Raw genomic sequence first — 20,111 nt, forward strand, 5'->3', positions numbered from 1 at the left:
TCTTACGGTGTTGCCGGCTCAACCAGTGCGCTCAGCAACTGTCTGTCTGCTCGACGTACTGGCGCAACGCCTTTACGTCGAGCGTTCCCGGAGCGCGCAGCGCCCTCGTGAACACCCGGCGGCGTACCGCCTTGTCGAGACAGACCAGCGCGGGGTGTACATACGCACCCCGGCCGGGCAGCGTACCGCGAGGATCGGGGACGCATGCGTCCTTGATCACCACGATACGCAGCAGATCCGTCTTGGCCGCTCGCTGCCTGCACCCCACACAGGTGCGTTCAGGGCATGCGCGGGCGTGCGTCCGGCCAGACACTCTTAAGTCTACCTCCCCGTAGCGACCTCACCCCTTCGGGGCAAAGATCGAACAGTTGCCGCCCACATAACTGTCGTGATCTCAGCGGCCTGCGGCTGGTAACTATTCCCCGGCCTGCTCGGTGTCCGGCCGGATGTCGATCCGCCAGCCGGTGAGCCGGGCCGCGAGGCGGGCGTTCTGCCCCTCCTTGCCGATGGCGAGGGAGAGCTGGTAGTCGGGGACCGTCACGCGCGCGGAACGGGCGGCCATGTCCACGACCTCGACCTTGGAGACCCGGGCCGGCGACAGCGCGTTGGCGACCATCTCGGCCGGGTCGTCCGACCAGTCGACGATGTCGATCTTCTCACCGCTCAGCTCACCCATGACATTGCGCACCCGGCCGCCCATGGGCCCGATGCAGGCGCCCTTGGCGTTCAGGCCCGAACGGGTGGACCGTACGGCGATCTTGGTGCGGTGGCCGGCCTCGCGGGCGATCGCGGCGATCTCGACGGACCCGTCGGCGATCTCCGGCACCTCCAGGGCGAAGAGCTTCTTCACCAGGTTGGGGTGCGTGCGCGACAGGGTCACGGAGGGCCCGCGCACGCCCCTCGCCACCCGGACGACGTACGACCGCAGCCGCATGCCGTGCGGGTACGTCTCACCCGGGACCTGTTCCTGCACCGGCAGGATGGCCTCCAGCTTGCCGATGTCGACCAGCACGTTCTTCGGGTCGCGGCCCTGCTGGACCACGCCCATGACGATGTCGCCCTCACGCCCCGCGTACTCGCCGAGCGTCGCGTCGTCCTCGGCGTCGCGCAGCCGCTGGAGGATGACCTGCTTGGCGGTCGTCGCGGCGATCCGGCCGAAGTCGGACGGGGTGTCGTCGAACTCGCGGGGCTCCTGGCCCTCCTCGAGGTCCTCGGGGTCCTCCTTCGCCCACACGATCACGTGACCGGACTCCCGGTCGAGGTTCACGCGCGCGTGGCGGTGGCTTCCCTCGGTGCGGTGGTAAGCGATGAGGAGGGCCGACTCGATCGCCTCGACCAACAGGGGGAAGGAGATCTCCTTCTCCCGTACCAAGCCCCGCAGGGCGCTCATGTCGATGTCCACGGCTACGCCTCCTCTTCCTTCTTGTCGTTGTTCTCGTCGTGCTGGTCGTTCTGGTCGTTCGCGTCGTCTTTGCGGTTGAACTCGACCTGCACGCGCGCCTTGTCGATGTCGGAGAAGGCGAGGCTGCGGGCGGTGGCCTTGCGGCCCTTCACGCCGGGCACTTCGAGTTCGAGACCTTCGTCGCCGACCGTCAGGATCCTCGCGACCAGTTCGCCGCCGCCCTCGGTCAGCTGGAACTTCACCAGCCTGCTCACGGCACGCTCGTAGTGGTGGCGATCCTTCAGGAGGCGCTCGGCGCCCGGGGTACCGACCTCGAGGGTGTACTCCCCCGCACCCATCGCGTCGCTCTCGTCGAGCTTCGCCGAGAGCGCGCGGCTCACATCGGCGATCTGGTCCAGGTCGGCACCGGTGTCCGAGTCGACGACGACGCGCAGCACTCGCTTTCGCCCCACGGAGTCGATGGCGATCTCTTCGAGATCCAGGCCCTGGGAGGTGACGAGCGGTTCCAGGAGCTCTCGCAGCCTCTCGCTCTGGGTGGTGCTCATCCGGGTGACTCCTCGGCCGCGTGTGCTGTTGTGGGTAGGTCGCGTGTCTGGTCAAAGGGTATCCGGTCTGCGGGGGTGTTGCGCGCGCCCCTCAGGTGGGTTGCCGCGAGGGTGGTCCGGTGCGCGGGTACGGTGATCGCGAGCGGGCCGACCTTCCCGCCAGTGTGTTCGTACGAGCCTCCCTAGGACGTCTGCCGTGCCGTTCCCCCCGCTCTCGCGCACCCTCTCGGGGCCGCGCAGAAGATCCCTGCTCGCCTCGGTCGCCGGGGGTGCTCTGTTGGTGGGCTGCTCCGACGGGGCGGCCAGCACCGAGGAGGGCACCGCCGGGAGTCCGTCCGTCGTCGAGCGGGCACGCGTGCGTGCGGCCCGGGACAGCCGGGGAATGGTCGAGCGCTACGACGCCGTCCTCTCCGCGTATCCGACACTCGCCGAGCGGCTGGGGCCGTTGCGGGCGGAAGCCGTGCGGCACGCGGAGGCGTTCGGGGGGATGGTCACCGAGGCCTCTCCCACCGCGTCGGCGGCCCCGGGCCCGGGGCCCGCTTCGCCGTCGGCGACCGTGCCCGCGACCGACAGGGACGCCCTGGCCGGGCTCGCCGCCGCAGAACGGTCGCTCGCGGACCGGCGGGCCAAGGAGCTGCTCGACGTGCCGGGCGAGCTGGCCCGCCTGCTGGCCTCGGTGGCGGCGGCCGGTGCGGCCCACGCCTATCTGCTGACGGAGAATGCCCGATGAGTGAGAAGCAGGAGCTGGAGGCCCTCCAGAAGGCGCTGGCGGCCGAGCACGCCGCCGTCTACGGCTACGGCGTCGTCGGCGGCCGGGTCGGTGCGGTCCGGCGCGCGGAGGCCAAGGCCGCCTATGACGCCCACCGGGCCCGCCGGGACGCCCTGGTGCGTGAGGTGCGGGACCTGGGCGGGACGCCGGTGGCCGCCGCACCGGCGTACGCGTTGCCTTTCCCGGTGCCGGACTCGGTCGCGGCCGTGCGGTTCGCCGCCGAGCTGGAGGAGCGGGTGGCCGGGGTGTACTCGGACCTGGTGCGGGCAACCGAGGGCGGACGGCGGAGCATGGCCGCGGAGGCGTTGCGGGAGGCCGCGGTGCGAGCGGTGCGCTGGCGTGGCGAGAGCGTAGCCTTCCCTGGACTCGCCGAGCGGGCGGCCACGACCTCACCATCGGCTGCGACCTCGGCTCCGACTCCGGCTTCGGCGGCCCCCACGGCGTAACGCGGTACTGGAAGGGAACGACTCGCGCATGGCTTTCGAACCACCGCAGCGGCTGGTGCGGGCGCTCGGTGAGAGCGCGCCGCACGGGGACGACTGGGTGGAGAAGCTGCCCGGGACCGCCGCACAGGCCGTCGCGCTGCGCGAGTTGACCGTGGAGCGGGTGCAGGTGCCCGGAGGGCGCAGCAGCCTCGTCGTACTCGCGCGGCGGGCGGACGGGACACCGGCCGTGCTGAAGCTGGCGCCGCCCCGGGCCCGACCGGAGAGCGAGCGGGCGGCTCTCGCGCACTGGGGCGGCCGGGGGACCGTACAACTGATCGACGAACCCGCGGACGAAGGCGTGCTGCTGCTGGAGCGGCTGCATCCCGATGTCTCCGTGCGGTCGCTGCCGGAGGCCAAGGCACTTCTGGAGGCCGCGGGGGCCTTGCGACGGCTGTGGGTGGAGCCTCCCGACGACCATGCGTTCGAGACGGTGGCCGAACGGACCGGACGGCAGGCCTCGGTCATGCGGGGCGCATCCGCGGACGTGGCGGGACTGGTGAGCGCGGCTCTCGACGCGCGGGAGTCGCTGCTGGCCGCGCCGCCTGAGGAGCGGTTGCTGCACGGAACGTTTCGGCAGAGCAAGGTGCTTGCCGGTACGCGCTCGCCCTGGCTCGCTGTCGGGCCCGACCCTGTCGTCGGGGAGTGTGCGTTCGATCTCGCCCGGCTGGTACGGGATCGGGTGGAGGACCTGATCGCCTCGCCGTCCGGAGCGGCGATCACCCGGCGGCGGGTGAAGCGGCTCGCGGAGTCGCTCGACGTGGATCAGGAGCGGCTGCGCGGGTGGACGTTGTTCCGGGCCGTGGAGTCGGGGGTCCGGGCGCTGCGGGTGGGACGACCCCGGGATGCCGAACTGCTGCTGGAGTTCGCCGGGTGGCTGTGAAGGCGGTCACCCCGCCCTCAGCCGCAGAGCCGGCACCGGGCAGTCCGACGCCGCTCTGCGGGCGCGTTCGACCATGTGCGCCGGGACCGGGGAGCCGGCCACCCGTTCAAACCCTTTGCGTGGGCGTCCAGTTCGGCGGCGAAGGTGGTCAGGGCCGGCTGGGCCGGCGTCTCGACGTTCTGGACCAGGGTCGGGGCCGGCCCACGAGCCGACCGTGGGGTCGACCGCGCTGTCGGTCGCCTCGCTGCCCACAGGGCTTCGGCGAGCAGCAGGCTGACGCGGACCGGACGGCCCCGCGAGCGTGATCGCCGCCGCGGCGGCGGCCGTGCGCCGGGCTCCCCTGGGGACCAGCGCGACGGCACCCCGCTCCTCGCCCCCGCTGTCCGTGCCTCTGCCTGCCATGGCCGTACCCCTCCGTAGCCGTAGTGACGCTGTGTCACGCACTACGGTCGGGTACGGCCCTGACGAACAGGTGATCAGGCGGTGAGGCGGGCGATCGCCTCGTCCACCGTCAGCTCCTCGCGCTCACCGGTGCGGCGGTCCTTGAGCTCCAGGACGCCCTCGGCGGCACGGCGCCCCGCGACCAGGATCTTCGGTACGCCGATGAGCTCGGAGTCGGTGAACTTCACGCCCGGGGAGACCCCGGCGCGGTCGTCGACGAGGACCCTGAGGCCCGCCTCGCGCAGCTTCTCGGAGACGTCGAGGGCCAGCTCGATCTGGAGCGCCTTGCCGGCGGCGACCACGTGCACGTCGGCCGGGGCGACCTCGGCGGGCCAGCACAGACCCTTGTCGTCGGCGGTCTGCTCGGCGAGCGCGGCGACCGCGCGGGAGACGCCGATGCCGTAGGAGCCCATGGTGACGCGGACCGGCTTGCCGTGCTGGCCGAGGACGTCGAGCTTGAGGGCGTCGGCGTACTTGCGGCCCAGCTGGAAGATGTGGCCGATCTCGATGGCACGGTCCAGCTTGAGGCCGGTGCCGCACTTCGGGCAGGGGTCGCCCTCCTGGACGACCACCACGTCGACGTACTCGTCGACCTCGAAGTCCCGGCCCGCGACGACGTTCCTCGCGTGCGTGTGCTCCTTGTTGGCGCCGGTGATCCAGGAAGTGCCGGGGGCCACCCGCGGGTCGGCGATGTACTTCACCTTCTCGCCCAGGCCCTGCGGACCGACGTACCCGCGCACCAGGTCCGGGCGGCCGACGAAGTCCTCCGCCGTCACCAGCTCCACGGCGGCGGGCGCGAAGTGCGCCTCCACCTTGCCCAGGTCGACCTCACGGTCACCCGGCACACCCACGGCGACGATCTCGCCGTCGACCTTCACCAGGAGGTTCTTCAGGGTGTCGGAGGCCTGGACGCCGAGGTGCGCGGCGAGGGTCTCGATGGTGGGGGTGTCGGGGGTCGGGATCTCTTCGAGGGCGGGAACGGCGGACGCGTCGCGCGCCGTCAACTCGTGGCCGACCGCCTCGGTGTTGGCCGCGAAGTCGCAGTTCGGGCAGTCCGCGAAGGTGTCCTCGCCGGCCTCGGCGGGGGCGAGGAACTCCTCCGATTTCGAACCGCCCATCGCACCGGCGGTGGCGGCGCAGATGCGGTAGTCGAGGCCGAGGCGCGCGAAGACCTTCTGGTAGGCCTGGCGGTGCAGGGCGTAGGACTGTGCCAGCCCCTCGTCCTCGGTGTCGAAGGAGTACGAGTCCTTCATCAGGAACTCGCGGCCACGCAGGATGCCGGCCCGCGGGCGGGCCTCGTCACGGTACTTGTGCTGGATCTGGTAGAGGATGACCGGCAGGTCCTTGTAGGAGGACGCCTGGTCCTTCACGATCAGCGTGAAGATCTCCTCGTGGGTCGGGCCGAGGAGGTAGTCGCCGCCCTTGCGGTCCTGCAGGCGGAACAGCTCCGGGCCGTACTCGTCCCAGCGGCCGGTCGCCTCGTACGGCTCGCGCGGCAGGATGGCGGGCAGCAGCACCTCCTGGGCGCCGATCGCGTCCATCTCCTCGCGGACGATCCGCTCGACGTTGGACAGCACCTTCTTGCCGAGCGGCAGCCAGCTCCAGATGCCGGCCGCGGTGCGGCGGACGTAGCCGGCGCGGACGAGCAGCTTGTGGCTGAGGACCTCGGCGTCCGCGGGGTCGTCGCGCAGCGTCTTCGCCATCAACTGGGACATGCGCTGGACCGGTGGGTTGGCCATGGTTCTCGTACTCCTGCCGGGAAAGGGTGATGGGTGTCGGACACCCCCCAGGAGGTTAGCCGGGGGCCCTGCGCCGGTGGAAATCCGTTAGCGGCGGCGCAGCGGCAGAGGGGCACCCATCACGGCGTACGGCTTCGGTGCGCTCGGGAACAGGACCTGGCGGGCGAGGTCCTGGTAGCCGAGGGAGTGGTAGAGGCCGCGGGCCGGGCTGTCGGTGTCGATCGCGGAGAGGATCGAGCGGGGTTCGGCGGTGCCGTCGGTGATCGTGGTGATCAGGGTGCGGCCGATGCCGCGGTTCTGGTGGTGGGGGTGCACATGGAGCTCGGTGATCACGAAGGCGTCGTCGAGCCAGATGTCGTTGTGCTGGGCGCGGAGGTAGGGCTCCACGACGGTGGACCACCAGTGGGTGCGGTCGTTGGGCATGCCATAGACGAATCCCACGAGGTTCCCGGCGACTGTCGCGCCGAGGGCGCGGGCGCCCGGGTACGTCATGTGGCGCAGGACGATCTGGCGGCGGACGGCCACCTCGTCCGCGCCCAGGCCGAATGCGACGGCCTGGATGGCCAGGGCCTCGTCCACGTGCGCCGACAGGTCCAGGGGGCCGATGACGAGGTCCATGCGGGGAGCGTACAGGGGAGTTCCGGCGGTGCGCCGGGTGCGGGTCGCGTGCGGCCGGTCGCCCCCAGGCCACATCGCCCTGGCGCGTCCTAGAAGAGAACGCTCATGAAAGCGCCCACCTCTTGGAAGCCCACCCTCGTGTACGTCCTTCTCGCGGGCGTATTGAAGTCGTTCACGTAGAGGCTGACCACCGGGGCCACGTCCGCCAGCGCGTACCGCAGCACCGCCGCCATCCCGGGGGCCGCCACTCCCCTGCCCCGGTACTCGGGGGCCACCCACACGCCCTGGATCTGGCAGGCCCGGTGCGTCGCCGCGCCGATTTCCGCCTTGAAGACGACCTTGCCGTGTTCGTCGAGGCGGGCGAAGGAGCGGCCGGAACCGACCAGTTCGGCGACGCGGGCCTGGTACAGCAGTCCCCCGTCCCCTGCCAGCGGCGAGACGCCGACCTCCTCCGTGAACATCGCCACGCACGCCGGCATGATCGCCTCCATCTCGTCCTTGCGGATGCGGCGGACGTACGGATCCGGGGCGATGTCGGCCGGCATGCGGTCGGTGACCATGAGGGGCTGGCGGGAACGGACCTCCCTGGCCGGGCCCCAACTGGGTTCCAGCAGGCGCCAGAGCAGCGCGGTGGCCTCGGCGGGGCCGACGATGGAGGAGCAGCGGCGGCCGGCCCGCCTGGCCCGGTCGGCGAAGGCGCGGACCGCTCGCGGGGTCGCGCAGATCGGGACCAGGTTGGCGCCGGCGTAGCAGAGGGACGTGAGCATGCCGTCCTCGTACCAGCCCCACATCTCGCCGCCGAGCCGCCACGGGTCGAGGCCGGCGACCTGGACCCTCGACGTCACGAAGGCGTTCGCGACCGGCTCACGGTCGAGGACGGCGAGCGCGGCGTCCAGGTCGCTCGGTTCGAGGACCCGGGAGGTCGTCTGGGTCAACACGGGCGGGCCTCACACTGGGGTCTGCTGATCTCCGCACTGTACCTGCGGAAGCCGAGCCGCGCCGCCCTGAGTTCGGGTGCCGTTTCCTTCCGGTGACCGTCCGCCGCGACGCCCTGCACCGGGGACCCCCGTCGGCCCTGAAGGGGCCTCGTCCTCGAACGCCGGACGGGCTGGGATCGGCTGGACCGGCGTCGGGAAGCCCCGACCTCGCAGTCGGCGCTCCCGGCGGTTGAGGAGCGGGGGTCCGGGAGCCGAAGAGCGGAGGCCGATGCTCCGCTCCGGGACTCCCGCCCCGACCCTGTCCCGGCCGCGACCCGCAGGCGTCAGCCCGCGACCGACACCGACGGCTCGCCGGAGGCGATGCCCTCGGCCTCCATCTGCTCGGCCAGCTTCATGGCCTCCTCGATGAGGGTCTCCACGATCTTGGACTCGGGCACGGTCTTGATGACCTCGCCCTTGACGAAGATCTGCCCCTTGCCGTTGCCGGAGGCGACACCGAGGTCGGCCTCGCGGGCCTCGCCGGGGCCGTTCACCACGCAGCCCATGACCGCGACGCGGAGCGGGACGTCCATGCCGGTCAGCCCCGCCGTCACCTCTTCGGCCAGCTTGTAGACGTCGACCTGGGCACGGCCGCAGGACGGGCAGGAGACGATCTCCAGGCCGCGCTGCTTGAGGTTCAGGGACTCCAGGATCTGGTTGCCGACCTTGACCTCCTCCACCGGGGGTGCGGAGAGGGAGACGCGGATCGTGTCGCCGATGCCCTGGGAGAGCAGCGCACCGAAGGCGACGGCCGACTTGATGGTGCCCTGGAAGGCGGGGCCCGCCTCGGTCACGCCGAGGTGCAGCGGGTAGTCGCACTGGGCGGCGAGCTGGCGGTACGCCTCGACCATCACGACCGGGTCGTTGTGCTTGACGGAGATCTTGATGTCCCGGAAGTCGTGCTCCTCGAAGAGGGAGGCCTCCCACAGCGCGGACTCCGCCAGCGCCTCCGGAGTCGCCTTCCCGTACTTCCGGAGCAGCCGCTGGTCCAGCGAGCCCGCGTTGACGCCGATCCGGATCGGGGTGCCGTGGTCCTTCGCGGCCCGCGCGATCTCCTTGACCTTGTCGTCGAACTGCTTGATGTTGCCGGGGTTCACACGGACCGCGGCGCAGCCGGCCTCGATCGCCGCGAACACGTACTTCGGCTGGAAGTGGATGTCCGCGATCACCGGGATCTGCGACTTGCGCGCGATGGTCGCGAGCGCGTCCGCGTCGTCCTGAGTGGGGCAGGCCACCCGCACGATCTGGCAGCCGGACGCCGTGAGCTCGGCGATCTGCTGGAGGGTGGCGCCGATGTCGGACGTACGGGTCGTCGTCATCGACTGCACGGAGACGGGGGCGTCGCCGCCGACCGCCACAGACCCGACCTGGATCTGGCGGGTCTTCCGGCGCTCGGCGAGCCTGGTCGGAACGGACGGCATGCCGAGAGAAATCGCAGTCATCTGCTGTGCAACCCCAAGTCGTGGATCAAGGCCCAGGTCCCGTCAGCGGCGGGCTCCGGACTTCGAGATTACGGCACCGGCGCGGGGACGAGCACATCGCTGCCGCCAAACCCACTCAATGGAAGGCGGCCCGGCACAGAGCGTGCCGGGCCGCCTCGAACGCCGTACGGCTAGGAGATGCGCACGGGGTTAACGACGTCCGCGATCAAGACCAAGATCGTGAAGCAGATGAAGATCCCCGCCACCACATAAGCCACCGGCATCAGCTTCGCCACGTCGAACGGGCCCGGGTCCGGGCGCTTGAGGACCTTCGCCAGGTTGCGGCGCAGGGACTCCCACAGGGCGCCCGCGATGTGGCCGCCGTCCAGGGGGAGCAGCGGGAGCATGTTGAAGAGGAACAGGGACAGGTTGAAGCCCGCCACCAGCATCAGCGCCATCGCGAGCTGCTGGGTCGGGGGGATGTCGAGCGTGAAGATCTCGCCGCCGACCCTGGCCGCGCCGACCACGCCCATCGGGGAGTCGGGTTCGCGGGGGGCGTCGCCGAAGGCCGCGTTCCACAGGGCCGGGATCTTGCCGGGCAGGGCGGCGAGGGAGTCGACGGCCTCGCCGACCCGGTCGCCCATCCAGACCACGGAGTCTCCGAAGTCCTGCTTGACGATGCCGGTGGCGGCGCTGAAGCCGAGGAAGCCGGCGGTGACGTACTCGCCCTGGACGTACTGGCCGCTGGAGTCCTTCTTGGCGACCTGGTTGCTGGCGATCTTCGCGCTCAGCGTCACGTCCTTGCCGTCGCGTTCGACGACGATCGGGACCGTCTTGTCGGGGTTGGCGCGGATGAGGTCGGAGAGCTTGTTCCAGTCGTCCGTCTTCACGCCGTTGAAGGCGAGGATCTTGTCGCCCGCCTTGAGGCCTGCGGCCGCGGCCGGGGAGGCCGGGTCGGAGGCCTTGCAGTTCTCGCGGTTCTGGCTCTGGGCGATCACGCACTTGGAGACCGAGCTGACCGTGTTGGTCTGCTGGGAGATGCCGAAGCCCATGAGGACGGTGAGGAACAGCACCACGGCGAGGATCAGGTTCGCGAAGGGGCCCGCGAACATGACGATGACGCGCTTCCAGGGCTTACGGGTGTAGAAGAGGCGCTTCTCGTCGCCGGGCTGGAGTTCCTCGAAGGCGGCCGAGCGGGCGTCCTCGATCATGCCGCGCCAGGGCGAGGTGGAACGGGCGCTTATACGGCCGTCGTCGCCGGGCGGGAACATGCCGATCATGCGGATGTAGCCGCCGAAGGGGATGGCCTTGATCCCGTACTCCGTGTCGCCCTTCCTGCGCGAGAAGACGGTCGGGCCGAAGCCGACCATGTACTGCGGCACGCGGATGCCGAACAGCTTGGCGAAGGACAGGTGCCCCAGCTCGTGCCACGCGATCGAGATCAGGAGGCCGAAGGCGAAGAGCCCTATGCCGAGGATGAACATCAGGGTCGTCATGCACGGGCCTCCGCCGTCTGTGCCGTCAGTTCCCGGGCCCGGGTCCGCGCCCAGGTCTCCGCTTCGAGGACGTCCGCGACGGTGAGCGAGGTGCCCCCGCGCGGGGTGCCGTGCTCGTCCACCACCCGGGTCACGGTGTCCGTGATCCCGTTGAACGGCAGCGCGCCGGCCCGGAAGGCCTCCACGCACTCCTCGTTGGCGGCATTGAACACCGCCGGGGCCGTGCCCGCGAGCTGCCCGACGTGTCTCGCAAGGTTGACCGAAGGGAACGCGTCGTTGTCGAGCGGGAAGAACTCCCAGGTCGACGCCTTGCTCCAGTCGAAGGCCGGTGCCGCGTCGGGGACGCGCTCGGGCCAGCCGAGGCCGATGGCGATCGGCCCCCGCATGTCGGGGGGCGTCGCCTGGGCGATCGTGGATCCGTCCGTGAACTCAACCATCGAGTGGACATACGACTGGGGATGCACGACCACCTCAATGCGGTCGAAGGGAATGTCGTAGAGGAGGTGTGCCTCGATGACCTCCAGTCCCTTGTTGACGAGGGTCGCGGAGTTGATGGTGATGACCGGGCCCATGGCCCAGGTGGGGTGGGCGAGGGCGTCCTCGACGGTCACCCGCGCGAGGTCGGCCTTGGTACGGCCCCGGAACGGTCCCCCGGACGCCGTGACAACTAGCTTGCGCACGTCGGCCCGGGTGCCGGAGGCCAGGGCCTGGAAGAGTGCCGCGTGCTCGGAGTCGACCGGGATGATCTGTCCGGGCTTCGCGAGGGCCTTGACCAGCGGGCCGCCGACGATGAGTGACTCCTTGTTGGCGAGCGCGAGGGTGCGGCCCGCCTGCAGGGCGGCGAGGGTGGGGGCGAGGCCGATGGAGCCGGTGATGCCGTTGAGGACGGTGTGGCAGTCGGAGGCGGCGACCTGAGTGGCGGCGTCCGGGCCGGCGAGGATCTCGGGGAGCGGTTCGCCGGTGCCGTAGCGGGCGCGGAGTGCTTCGCGCAGCTGCGGTACGACGTCCTCGCGGGCGACCGCGACGGTCCGTGCCCCGAGTCGGTGCGCCTGCTCGGCGAGGAGCTCGACCCGGCCGCCGTTGGCGGAGAGGGCGGTGACCCGGAACCGGTCGGGGTTGCGCAGCACGAGGTCGATGGCCTGGGTGCCGATCGAGCCGGTGGAGCCGAGGATCACCACGTCCCTGGGGCCGTCGCCCGCTACGGGGTCGTAGACCAGGTGCGGGTCGGCGAGGGCGTGGGCCGCGGGTCCCGTCGTCCGTCCGGAGGGCGGGCCCGACGTCGTCAGGTGCGTGCTCTCGCCGTGCCGGGCGTCGGGAGTGCGTGCTTGGCGTCGCGGGGCGGACGGGGCTTCCGGCCCGCGCCCTCGGGGGGCTGGACTGTCACTCATCCCCCCATTGTGGCCGTAAGCGCGGTGTAGGAGGACAGCGCGTCCCTTTCGGGGGACGCGCTGTCCCGGGGCGGTCACCGCACGGGGCGGTGGAGGTTCTCCTTCTCGGAGGGTCCTGGTGTCGCGTCGGCGATCCAGGCGCCTTCGCCGGAGGGGTCGACGATGCCGTCCTCCAGCCAGGTGTAGGTGCCGGCCATGACGCCCTTGACGACCTTGCGGTCCTGGTCGTCGGTGTTGTTCCAGAGGCGGCCGAAGAGTTCCTCGACGCGCAGGCGGGACTGGTGGCAGAAGGTGTCGGCGAGTTGGTAGGCCTCGCGGCCGTGGTCCTCGGTGGTGTACAGCAGTTCGGCGCGTACGCAGGCCGCGCTCATGGCGAAGAGTTCGGCGCCGATGCCGACGATCCGGCCGAGGAAGCCCTGTTTGGTCTCCATGCGGCCCTGCCAGCGGGACATGGCGTAGAAGGTGGAGCGGGCGAGCTTGCGGGCGGTGCGTTCGACGTAGCGCAGGTGCGCGGAGAGGTCGATCTCGCGCTTGAACTCTCCGTATGAATAAGGGAGTTGTCCTTGTCCGGCGACCAGTTTGGGGAGCCACTTGGCGTAGAAGACGCCTGCGTTGGCGCCCGCCTTGGCCTTGTCGCCGAGGGACTTCTCCGGGTCGATCAGGTCGCCGGCGACGGAGAGGTGGGCGTCGACCGCCTCGCGGGCGATCAACAGGTGCATGATCTCGGTGGAGCCCTCGAAGATGCGGTTGATGCGCAGGTCGCGCAGGACCTGTTCGGCGGGGACGGCCTTCTCGCCGCGGGCCCGCAGGGAGTCGGCGGTCTCGAAGCCTCGGCCGCCGCGGATCTGGACGAGTTCGTCGGCGACGAGCCAGGCCATTTCGGAGGCGTAGAGCTTGGCGAGGGCGCCCTCGATGCGGATGTCGTTGCGGTCCTCGTCGGCCATCTGGGAGGACAGGTCGAGTACGGCCTCCAGGGCGAAGGTGGTCGCCGCGATGAAGGAGATCTTGGCGCCGACGGCCTCGTGGTGGGCGATGGGCTTGCCCCACTGTTCGCGGGCCGCGGACCATTCGCGGGCGATCTTCAGGCACCACTTGCCTGCGGCCACGCAGGAGGCGGGCAGGGAGAGCCGGCCCGTGTTGAGCGTGGTCAGGGCGATCTTCAGGCCCTGACCCTCCTTGCCGATGAGGTTCGCGGCCGGGACCCGGACCTGGTGGAAGCGGGTGACGCCGTTCTCGATGCCGCGCAGGCCCATGAAGGCGTTGCGGTTCTCGACGGTGATGCCGGGCGAGTCTGTCTCGACGACGAAGGCGGTGATGCCGCCCTTGTGGCCCTCGCTCTTGGGCACGCGGGCCATGACGACGAGGAGGTCGGCGACGACTCCGTTGGTGGTCCAGAGCTTCACTCCGTCGAGGACGTAGTCGTCGCCGTCGGGTACGGCTGTGGTGGCCAGGCGGGCCGGGTCGGAGCCGACGTCGGGTTCGGTGAGGAGGAAGGCGCTGATGTCGGTGCGGGCGCACCGGGGCAGGAACTTCTCCTTCTGTTCCTGGGTGCCGAACATCTTCAGCGGCTGGGGTACGCCGATCGACTGGTGGGCCGAGAGCAGCACGCCGATCGCGGGGCTCGCGGAGCCGGCCAGGGCCAGCGCCTTGTTGTAGTAGACCTGGGTGAGGCCGAGGCCGCCGTACTTGGGGTCGATCTTCATGCCGAAGGCGCCGAGCTCCTTGAGCCCGTTGACGACGTCGTCGGGGATGCGGGCCTCGCGTTCGATGAGGGCCCCGTCGACCCTGGTCTCGCAGAAGTCGCGGAGTCCCGCGAGGAACTCCTCGCCGCGCCGGGCGTCCTCCTCGGGGGGCATCGGGTGGGGGTGGATGAGGTCGAGCCGGAAGCGCCCGAGGAACAGTTCCTTGGCGAAACTGGGCTTGCGCCAGTCCTGTTCCCGGGCGGCCTCCGCCACCTCGCGGGCCTCGCGCTCGGTGACGACGGGCTTGGTGGGTGGTGCGGACATCGATGCTCACCTCGTCGTGAATCGGGATCATGGGTCCGTATGGTTACCGACGGGTGCTACCCGATCGTATGTACCCGATCCGGGGCGAGGCCACCACCCTTCGCGCGGCCGTTCGGCCGATGTCGACGGAATACGACCCGGTGTCCAGCGGTCGCGCGCAGGTGCGGACCTCGGTGCCGGAGACGTGCGCGTCGTTGTCGGGGCTGCTCCACCGGACGGCTGTGGGCAGTCGTGGAGGTCGGGGGTTGCCTTGGTGGCGTCGGCAGTCGTGGAGGTCGAGGGTTGCCTTGGTGGCGTCGGCCCGACGGACGGCGAGGGGACGTTCCGGCCGATGACGCCCTGACAGCCGGCCCTGATGGCGACGTTCATGTGCCGGGGCTTGAGCGGACCGGATGCCCCGGCCGCCCTCGACCGGCTTGCGGCCGCCGATACGAACCGGCAGGCCGGTGGACGACTGGCCGGCGCCGTAGCCCGGTGCCGGCCGGGCACGGTGAGGGTGTACGCCGCCGCGTCCGGTGGCGCTGCGTGGCAGACCCACGTCCCACGGGGACAGCTCGACCGCCTGCGCCCCCTCCGCCGCGCGGCGCTGCGCGATGGCGCTGCATGGCGGACCCACGCCCTACGGGGACGGCTCGACCGCCTGCGCCCCATCCGTGGGGGCGGCCGGTCCGGCGAAGGGTGCCGCGCAACGCTGCACCCCGGGGCGCGGACTCGTCAGGGCCGCGGCCGGGCAGCGGTGCCGCACCAGGCTCGCGCACGCGCGAGGCCGCCTCCGCCCGCGCCGCGACGCCGTGCCGTCGACTCGTGCAGGCCGCGCAGCCCACAGCAACTACCGCACCGCGGGCCGCCCGCCCGGACCCCGGGCCGCGCAGCGCTGCACAACGGGGCTCGGACTCGTCGGGGCCGCGGCCGGGCAGCGATGCCGCGCCAGGCCCGCGCACTCGCGAAACCGGCTCCGCCCGCGCCAGGACACCGCACCGTCGACCCGTGCGGACCCGACCGGGCAGCCCACAGCGACTACCGCACCGCGGGCGGCGCCCGCCCGGACCCCGTCCCAGGTGTACGGTGCCCACCCGGCCCGGTCTCCGGGTTCGCGAAGGTCCGGCCGGGCGCCGCCCGCCTGATCCATGGCCCGCCGCGACCGGGCGTGGTAGGCAGGATGCAGCGTCCCGGCCTCCCCACATGGCCCGGCCGCGGAAGTCTGTGTCGAAGCGCTTCGACAACCTATGGACACCCACCCCCGGTGGAGCTACTGTCGAACCACCCCCACCCGCCGTTGTTCGCATTGCGCACTGTCGAAGCGCTTCACAAAGCTTGGAGAGCTGGATGGTCACCCTCGCCGAGGTCGCCCAGCACGCCGGAGTCTCGGCGAGCACGGTGAGCTATGTCCTCAGTGGCAAGCGGTCCATCTCCACGACCACCCGGCAGCGGGTCGAGCAGAGCATCCGCGACCTCGGTTACCACCCGAACGCGGGCGCCCGCGCGCTCGCCAGCAGCAGGTCGAACATCATCGCGCTGATGGTCCCGCTCCGCACCGACATGTACGTGCCGGTGATGATGGAGATCGCCATCGCGGTGGCCACCACCGCACGGACGCACGGGTACGACGTCCTGCTGCTCACCGGCGAGGAGGGTCCCGACGCCGTGCGCCGGGTCACCGGCAGCGGTCTGGCCGACGCGATGATCCTGATGGACGTCGAACTCGACGACGAACGGCTGCCGTTGCTGCGCGGCACCGACCAGCCGTCCGTGCTCATCGGCCTCCCCGCCGACACCTCGGGACTGACCTGCGTCGACCTCGACTTCCGGGCCACCGGCGCGCTGTGCGTCGAGCACCTCGCGAAGCTCGGTCACCGCGACATCGCTGTCATCGGCGAGGCCCCCGCGGTCTACGAACGTCACACCGGTTTCGCCGAGCGCACCCTCGACGGACTCCGGTCCCGCGCCCAGGAGTTGGGCGTACGACTGCTGCACCGGCCGTGCGACGGCGGGTACGACGCGATGGCCGTCACCGTCGCCCGCATCCTCGACGAGCGCCCGTCCACCACGGGCTTCGTCGTGCAGAACGAGCAGGCCGTCGAACCGCTGCTCGCGCTGCTGCGCCAGCAGGGCAGGGCCGTGCCCGAGGACGTCTCGGTCGTCGCGATCTGCCCCGACCAGGTGGCCGTCCAGGCCTCGGTGCGGCTGACCTCGGTCGCCATCCCCGCCCAGGAGATGGGCCGGCACGCGGTGGAGCGGCTCACCGCAAAACTCGAGGGCCGCGGTGAGGACGAAGTCGTCCTGATCGAACCGGAGTTGACGGTCCGGGGCAGCACGGGTCCGGCGCCCTCGGTGTCCTGACAGCCCACGCACCACGCACCACCGCCTTCTCGCCCCACCCCCACACACCACGCATGCCGTGCCTGTGCGGCACACCCCTGTCTGCATTCCTTCAGGAGCACCCCTCGTGAATCAGCCTGCCGAAATCCAGCCCAAGGTCAGCCTCGCGCAGTCGTCCCCCACCGTCGGCACGTTCCGGGAGCGGGACGGCGCGCTGGAGTGGAGCGGTCGCCAGGAGACCGTGAGGGTCGAGCCCTGGGGCCCGGACGCGGTCCGGGTGCGGGCCAGGCTCGGCGGGCCGATCCTGGACGGGCTGCCCGGCGCCCTGCTCGACGAGGCGCCGGCCACCGAGAGCACGGTCAAGATCGGTGACTCGGAAGCCCAGTTGACCGTGGGCACGCTGACCGTCCACGTCGACGCCGAGGGACAGCTCCGCTTCCTGCGCACCGAGGACAGCACCGAACTGCTCGCGGAGGCCCGCGCCCACTTCTGGTGGCCCGGCTCGCGCCTGTACACCGCGGTCGGCAACGGCCACCACCGCCTTGAGCAGCGCTTCGCCGCCTACGACGACGAGAAGCTGTACGGTCTCGGCCAGCACCAGCACGGCCGCTTCGACCAGAAGGGCCTGGTCCTGGACCTGGTCCAGCGCAACGCCGAGGTCAGCATCCCGGTCCTCGCCTCCAGCCGCGGCTACACCCTGCTGTGGAACAACCCGGCGATCGGCCGCGTGGAGCTGGCCCGCAACGGCACGCGCTGGGTGGCCGACTCGGCCCGTCAGATCGACTACTGGATCACCGCGGGCGACCCGGCCGACGGCCAGCGCCGCTACAGCGCGGTGACGGGCCGTACGCCGATGCTGCCTCAGTGGGCGGCGGGCTTCTGGCAGTGCAAGCTGCGCTACCGCACCCAGGACGAACTCCTCGCCGTGGCACGGGAGTACAAGCGCCGGGGTCTGCCGATCTCGGCGATCGTCTGCGACTTCTTCCACTGGACGCACCTCGGCGAGTGGAAGTTCGACCCGGCCGAGTGGCCCGACCCGGCGGCGATGGTCCGTGAACTGGACGAACTGGGCATCAAGTTGGTCGTCAGCGTCTGGCCGTCGGTGTCGCCGCTCAGCGAGAACCACCCCGTCATGGAACAGCGCGGATACTTCATCGGCACCCAGTACGGTCCGATGGCGCACGCCGACTGGCCGGACAAGGGGGTCGCCTCCACCGTCCAGGTGGCGTTCTACGACGCCACGAACCCGGAGGCGCGGGAGTTCATGTGGTCGAAGGTGAAGGCGAACTACCTCGACCCGTACGGCATCACGGCGTTCTGGCTGGACGCCTGCGAGCCGGAGCTCAAGCCCGGCTTCCAGGAGAACCTGCGCTACTGGGCCGGTCCCGGCCTGGAGGTCGGCAACAGCTATCCGGCCGAGAACTCCCGTACCTTCCACGAGGGCCTGAGTGCTGAGGGCGAGGAGGTCATCACCCTCAACCGCTCGGCCTGGGCGGGCAGTCAGCGGTACGGCGCCGCCCTGTGGTCCGGTGACATCGGCACCGACTTCCCGACCCTGCGCGAGCAGATCGCGGCCGGCCTCAACACCGCGATGTCCGGTATCCCCTGGTGGAACACCGACATCGGCGGCTTCCACGGCGGCGACCCGGACGACCCGGCGTACCGCGAGGTGATGGTGCGCTGGTTCCAGTTCGGCGCCCTGTCCCCGCTGATGCGCCTGCACGGTTTCCGTGACCCGGGCATGGAACTGGGCCCCGACATGACGGGCGGCCCCAACGAGGTGTGGTCGTACGGCGAGGAGGCCGGCGCGATCCTGGAGAAGTACCTGCGGCTGCGCGAGCGACTGAAGCCGTACGTCCTGCATGTCATGCGCGAGGCCCACGAGGAGGGTCTGACGCCGATGCGTCCGCTGTTCCTGGAGTTCCCGCGGGACCAGGCGGCGTGGACTGTCGACGACGCCTACCTCTTCGGTGCGGATCTTCTGGTGGCACCGGTCCTCACGGCGGGGGCGACGGTCCGGACGACGTATCTCCCGGCGGGCGCGACCTGGACGGACGCGTGGACCGGTGAGACGTACGCGGGCGGCACGACGGTGACCGTGGAGGCTCCGCTGGACCGCATCCCGCTGTTCCTGCGGGACGGGGCGGAGCTGCCGATCGCGGAGTGATCACAGGAGTGCGGCCGGTCCCCGCGGGGGAGGGACCGGCCGCGTTCTCATGTGCTCAGCGGCAGACGGAGGCCAGCGCGCGGACCAGGGCCCGGGTGTGCAGGACGTCGAGGTGGTTTTCCTGGTGGACCTGGAGGCCGGCCAGGGCCAGTTCGGGGCGGCAGGTGAACGCGCCGCGGTCGTCGGCCGTCGCGGCGAGCGCCTGGACGAGCGCGCTGGTGACGCGGTTGATCTGCTCGCGTACGACGCTCAGGTCCGGCTTGGTCGTCGGTGCCTGGTCCGGGTGGTCGGTCCAGCGCTGGAACAGGCCGCGCTGGACGGTCTTGTTGGCCTCGATCTGGTCGCGGAAGATCACCCGGATCTCGTCCGGGTCGGCGCCGAGCTGTGTGGCCTGGGCTGCCACGTTGTCGAGGACCTGCTGTTCGCGGGCGGGGTCGTCGATGGGGCTGTCGGTGCCCCATTTGGCGGCGGCGACGAGGTCGGCGGTGGCCAGCCGCTCGGCAGCAAGCTCGACGACGGGGTGCAGGGGTGAGAGGGAGTGGGGGGCGGTGAGGGGTGCCGCGGTCGTGCCGGAGGCCGGAACCGCGACCGCGGTACCCGTCGCGGTGAGAACGACGGCCGCGGTCGCGGTCACGGTGGTCAGGGCACGTCGGAGGGGGGTGGTGGTACGCATGTCCCCATCAAACCCGACGACGCCCCACCGTCAGGTCAACTACTGCTCACGGTCAGGTTGTTGGCCACGAAGTCCAGTCCGCCGGACGAGCTGGTGATCTCGAAGCCGAACTGCAGGTCACCGACGGTCACGTTGCCGAACCAGCCCTTGGTGTCCTTGATCCACTTCAGGATCGGCAGGATGTTGACCGAGCCGGAGGTGGAGTTGGAGGTGCGGACGAACGAGAACACCGCGTTGGATCCGTTGCTGCCCTTGTAGACGGTCCAGGTGTGGCCGCCGAGCGTCACGTTGCCCTGCGAGGTGCCGAGCGGGCCGACGGCTCCGGTCTTGTTGACCCAGAGCATGATCTCGTAGGCGTGGTTGGTGTCCCAGATGTCGTACGACGTGTTGTACGCGCCGGACGACGGGACCGTGACGTTGTAGTTGCTGCTGAGCGAACCCAGCGAGGTGATCGACTTGTTGATCACCTTCTTGGAGTCCGGGTAGGACTTGATGCCGCCGGTGTTGGGGTGGTTGGCGTTGACGCCCCAGTTGGTGCCGGAGTTGGCCCAGATGCACTGGCTGCCGGCGCCGGAGCCCCAGATGTTGTTGTAGAGGGTGTAGCCGTTCAGGCTGGTGCTGCCCCACTGGTCGCAGGAGCTCCAGACGGCGGCGGAGGCGGGGGCGGAGGCGAGACCGACGGTGGCGCCGAGGGCCATCGCCGGGGCCAGTACGGCCATGGTGATCTTGCGCAGGGTGCTTGCCATGGTGTCCCTTTCCATGGGTGGGGGGAATTGCGGAGGGGG

Annotated in this window: 17 protein-coding genes; 5 read left to right on the plus strand and 12 right to left on the minus strand. The window is 70.8% G+C overall.

Features of this window, described 5'->3' with window-relative positions; translation table 11 throughout:
• Positions 1 to 31: 31 nt before the first annotated feature.
• From ACFYRX_RS42625 to rimP, 3 genes are all read right to left on the minus strand, one after another.
• Positions 32 to 313, minus strand: a complete 282-nt coding sequence (locus ACFYRX_RS42625) for a YlxR family protein (RefSeq protein ID WP_389112271.1) — start codon at positions 311 to 313, stop codon at positions 32 to 34.
• A gap of 102 nt (positions 314 to 415) precedes the next feature.
• Positions 416 to 1,402, minus strand: coding sequence for a transcription termination factor NusA (nusA, locus tag ACFYRX_RS42630; protein WP_389112273.1), 987 nt, complete (start codon positions 1,400 to 1,402; stop codon positions 416 to 418).
• Between the two features lie 2 nt (positions 1,403 to 1,404).
• Positions 1,405 to 1,947, minus strand: a complete 543-nt coding sequence (rimP, locus tag ACFYRX_RS42635; RefSeq protein ID WP_389112275.1) for a ribosome maturation factor RimP — start codon at positions 1,945 to 1,947, stop codon at positions 1,405 to 1,407.
• A gap of 196 nt (positions 1,948 to 2,143) precedes the next feature.
• Between rimP and ACFYRX_RS42640 the strand changes: the two genes are divergently transcribed.
• The 3 genes from ACFYRX_RS42640 to ACFYRX_RS42650 are packed head-to-tail and all read left to right on the plus strand — an operon-like array spanning position 2,144 to position 4,081.
• Complete coding sequence (locus tag ACFYRX_RS42640) at positions 2,144 to 2,677, plus strand: hypothetical protein (protein ID WP_389112277.1); 534 nt, start codon at positions 2,144 to 2,146, stop codon at positions 2,675 to 2,677.
• Positions 2,674 to 3,162 (plus strand): ferritin-like domain-containing protein, encoded by a 489-nt coding sequence (locus ACFYRX_RS42645; protein WP_389112279.1) that lies wholly within the window; start codon positions 2,674 to 2,676, stop codon positions 3,160 to 3,162. Before ACFYRX_RS42640 ends, ACFYRX_RS42645 begins: the two co-directional genes overlap by 4 nt.
• A 28-nt stretch (positions 3,163 to 3,190) precedes the next feature.
• Positions 3,191 to 4,081 carry an aminoglycoside phosphotransferase family protein gene (locus tag ACFYRX_RS42650; protein ID WP_389112281.1) on the plus strand — a complete coding sequence of 297 codons (891 nt, stop codon included), beginning with the start codon at positions 3,191 to 3,193 and terminating at the stop codon, positions 4,079 to 4,081.
• 476 nt (positions 4,082 to 4,557) lie between these two features.
• Here the strand turns inward: ACFYRX_RS42650 and ACFYRX_RS42655 are convergent, their stop codons facing one another.
• The 7 genes from ACFYRX_RS42655 to ACFYRX_RS42685 all read right to left on the minus strand — a co-directional run bounded on the left by ACFYRX_RS42655 (position 4,558) and on the right by ACFYRX_RS42685 (position 14,167).
• The gene (locus ACFYRX_RS42655) at positions 4,558 to 6,261 is read right to left on the minus strand and encodes a proline--tRNA ligase (RefSeq protein ID WP_389112283.1); all 1,704 of its coding nucleotides are present in this window, start codon (positions 6,259 to 6,261) and stop codon (positions 4,558 to 4,560) included.
• Positions 6,262 to 6,348: 87 nt separating this feature from the next.
• Positions 6,349 to 6,879, minus strand: a complete 531-nt coding sequence (locus tag ACFYRX_RS42660) for a GNAT family N-acetyltransferase (protein ID WP_389112285.1) — start codon at positions 6,877 to 6,879, stop codon at positions 6,349 to 6,351.
• Positions 6,880 to 6,968: 89 nt separating this feature from the next.
• Positions 6,969 to 7,817, minus strand: a complete 849-nt coding sequence (locus ACFYRX_RS42665; protein WP_389112287.1) for a GNAT family N-acetyltransferase — start codon at positions 7,815 to 7,817, stop codon at positions 6,969 to 6,971.
• 323 nt (positions 7,818 to 8,140) lie between these two features.
• Positions 8,141 to 9,298, minus strand: coding sequence for a flavodoxin-dependent (E)-4-hydroxy-3-methylbut-2-enyl-diphosphate synthase (gene ispG, locus ACFYRX_RS42670; RefSeq protein ID WP_389112289.1), 1,158 nt, complete (start codon positions 9,296 to 9,298; stop codon positions 8,141 to 8,143).
• 170 nt (positions 9,299 to 9,468) lie between these two features.
• Positions 9,469 to 10,761, minus strand: a complete 1,293-nt coding sequence (locus ACFYRX_RS42675) for a M50 family metallopeptidase (protein ID WP_389112338.1) — start codon at positions 10,759 to 10,761, stop codon at positions 9,469 to 9,471.
• 8 nt (positions 10,762 to 10,769) lie between these two features.
• Positions 10,770 to 12,161: a 1-deoxy-D-xylulose-5-phosphate reductoisomerase gene (gene dxr / locus ACFYRX_RS42680; protein WP_389112291.1), complete on the minus strand. Its 1,392-nt coding sequence runs from the start codon at positions 12,159 to 12,161 to the stop codon at positions 10,770 to 10,772.
• Between the two features lie 74 nt (positions 12,162 to 12,235).
• Positions 12,236 to 14,167 carry an acyl-CoA dehydrogenase family protein gene (locus ACFYRX_RS42685; RefSeq protein ID WP_389112292.1) on the minus strand — a complete coding sequence of 644 codons (1,932 nt, stop codon included), beginning with the start codon at positions 14,165 to 14,167 and terminating at the stop codon, positions 12,236 to 12,238.
• Positions 14,168 to 15,493: 1,326 nt separating this feature from the next.
• Here ACFYRX_RS42685 and ACFYRX_RS42690 point away from each other — a divergent pair.
• Together ACFYRX_RS42690 and ACFYRX_RS42695 are read left to right on the plus strand one after the other, a co-directional pair.
• Positions 15,494 to 16,507 carry a LacI family DNA-binding transcriptional regulator gene (locus ACFYRX_RS42690; RefSeq protein ID WP_389112293.1) on the plus strand — a complete coding sequence of 338 codons (1,014 nt, stop codon included), beginning with the start codon at positions 15,494 to 15,496 and terminating at the stop codon, positions 16,505 to 16,507.
• A gap of 106 nt (positions 16,508 to 16,613) precedes the next feature.
• The gene (locus ACFYRX_RS42695) at positions 16,614 to 18,653 is read left to right on the plus strand and encodes a TIM-barrel domain-containing protein (protein WP_389112294.1); all 2,040 of its coding nucleotides are present in this window, start codon (positions 16,614 to 16,616) and stop codon (positions 18,651 to 18,653) included.
• 55 nt (positions 18,654 to 18,708) lie between these two features.
• On the opposite strand, the gene ACFYRX_RS42700 is transcribed toward ACFYRX_RS42695, so the two are convergent.
• Together ACFYRX_RS42700 and ACFYRX_RS42705 are read right to left on the minus strand one after the other, a co-directional pair.
• A complete protein-coding gene (locus ACFYRX_RS42700; RefSeq protein WP_389112296.1) occupies positions 18,709 to 19,326 on the minus strand; it encodes a chorismate mutase in 618 nt (205 codons plus the stop codon).
• Between the two features lie 35 nt (positions 19,327 to 19,361).
• Complete coding sequence (locus ACFYRX_RS42705; RefSeq protein ID WP_389112298.1) at positions 19,362 to 20,072, minus strand: hypothetical protein; 711 nt, start codon at positions 20,070 to 20,072, stop codon at positions 19,362 to 19,364.
• Positions 20,073 to 20,111: the final 39 nt, after the last annotated feature.

It is taken from the genome of Streptomyces sp. NPDC005374 (assembly GCF_042872225.1).
Taxonomy (GTDB): Bacteria; Actinomycetota; Actinomycetes; order Streptomycetales; family Streptomycetaceae; genus Streptomyces.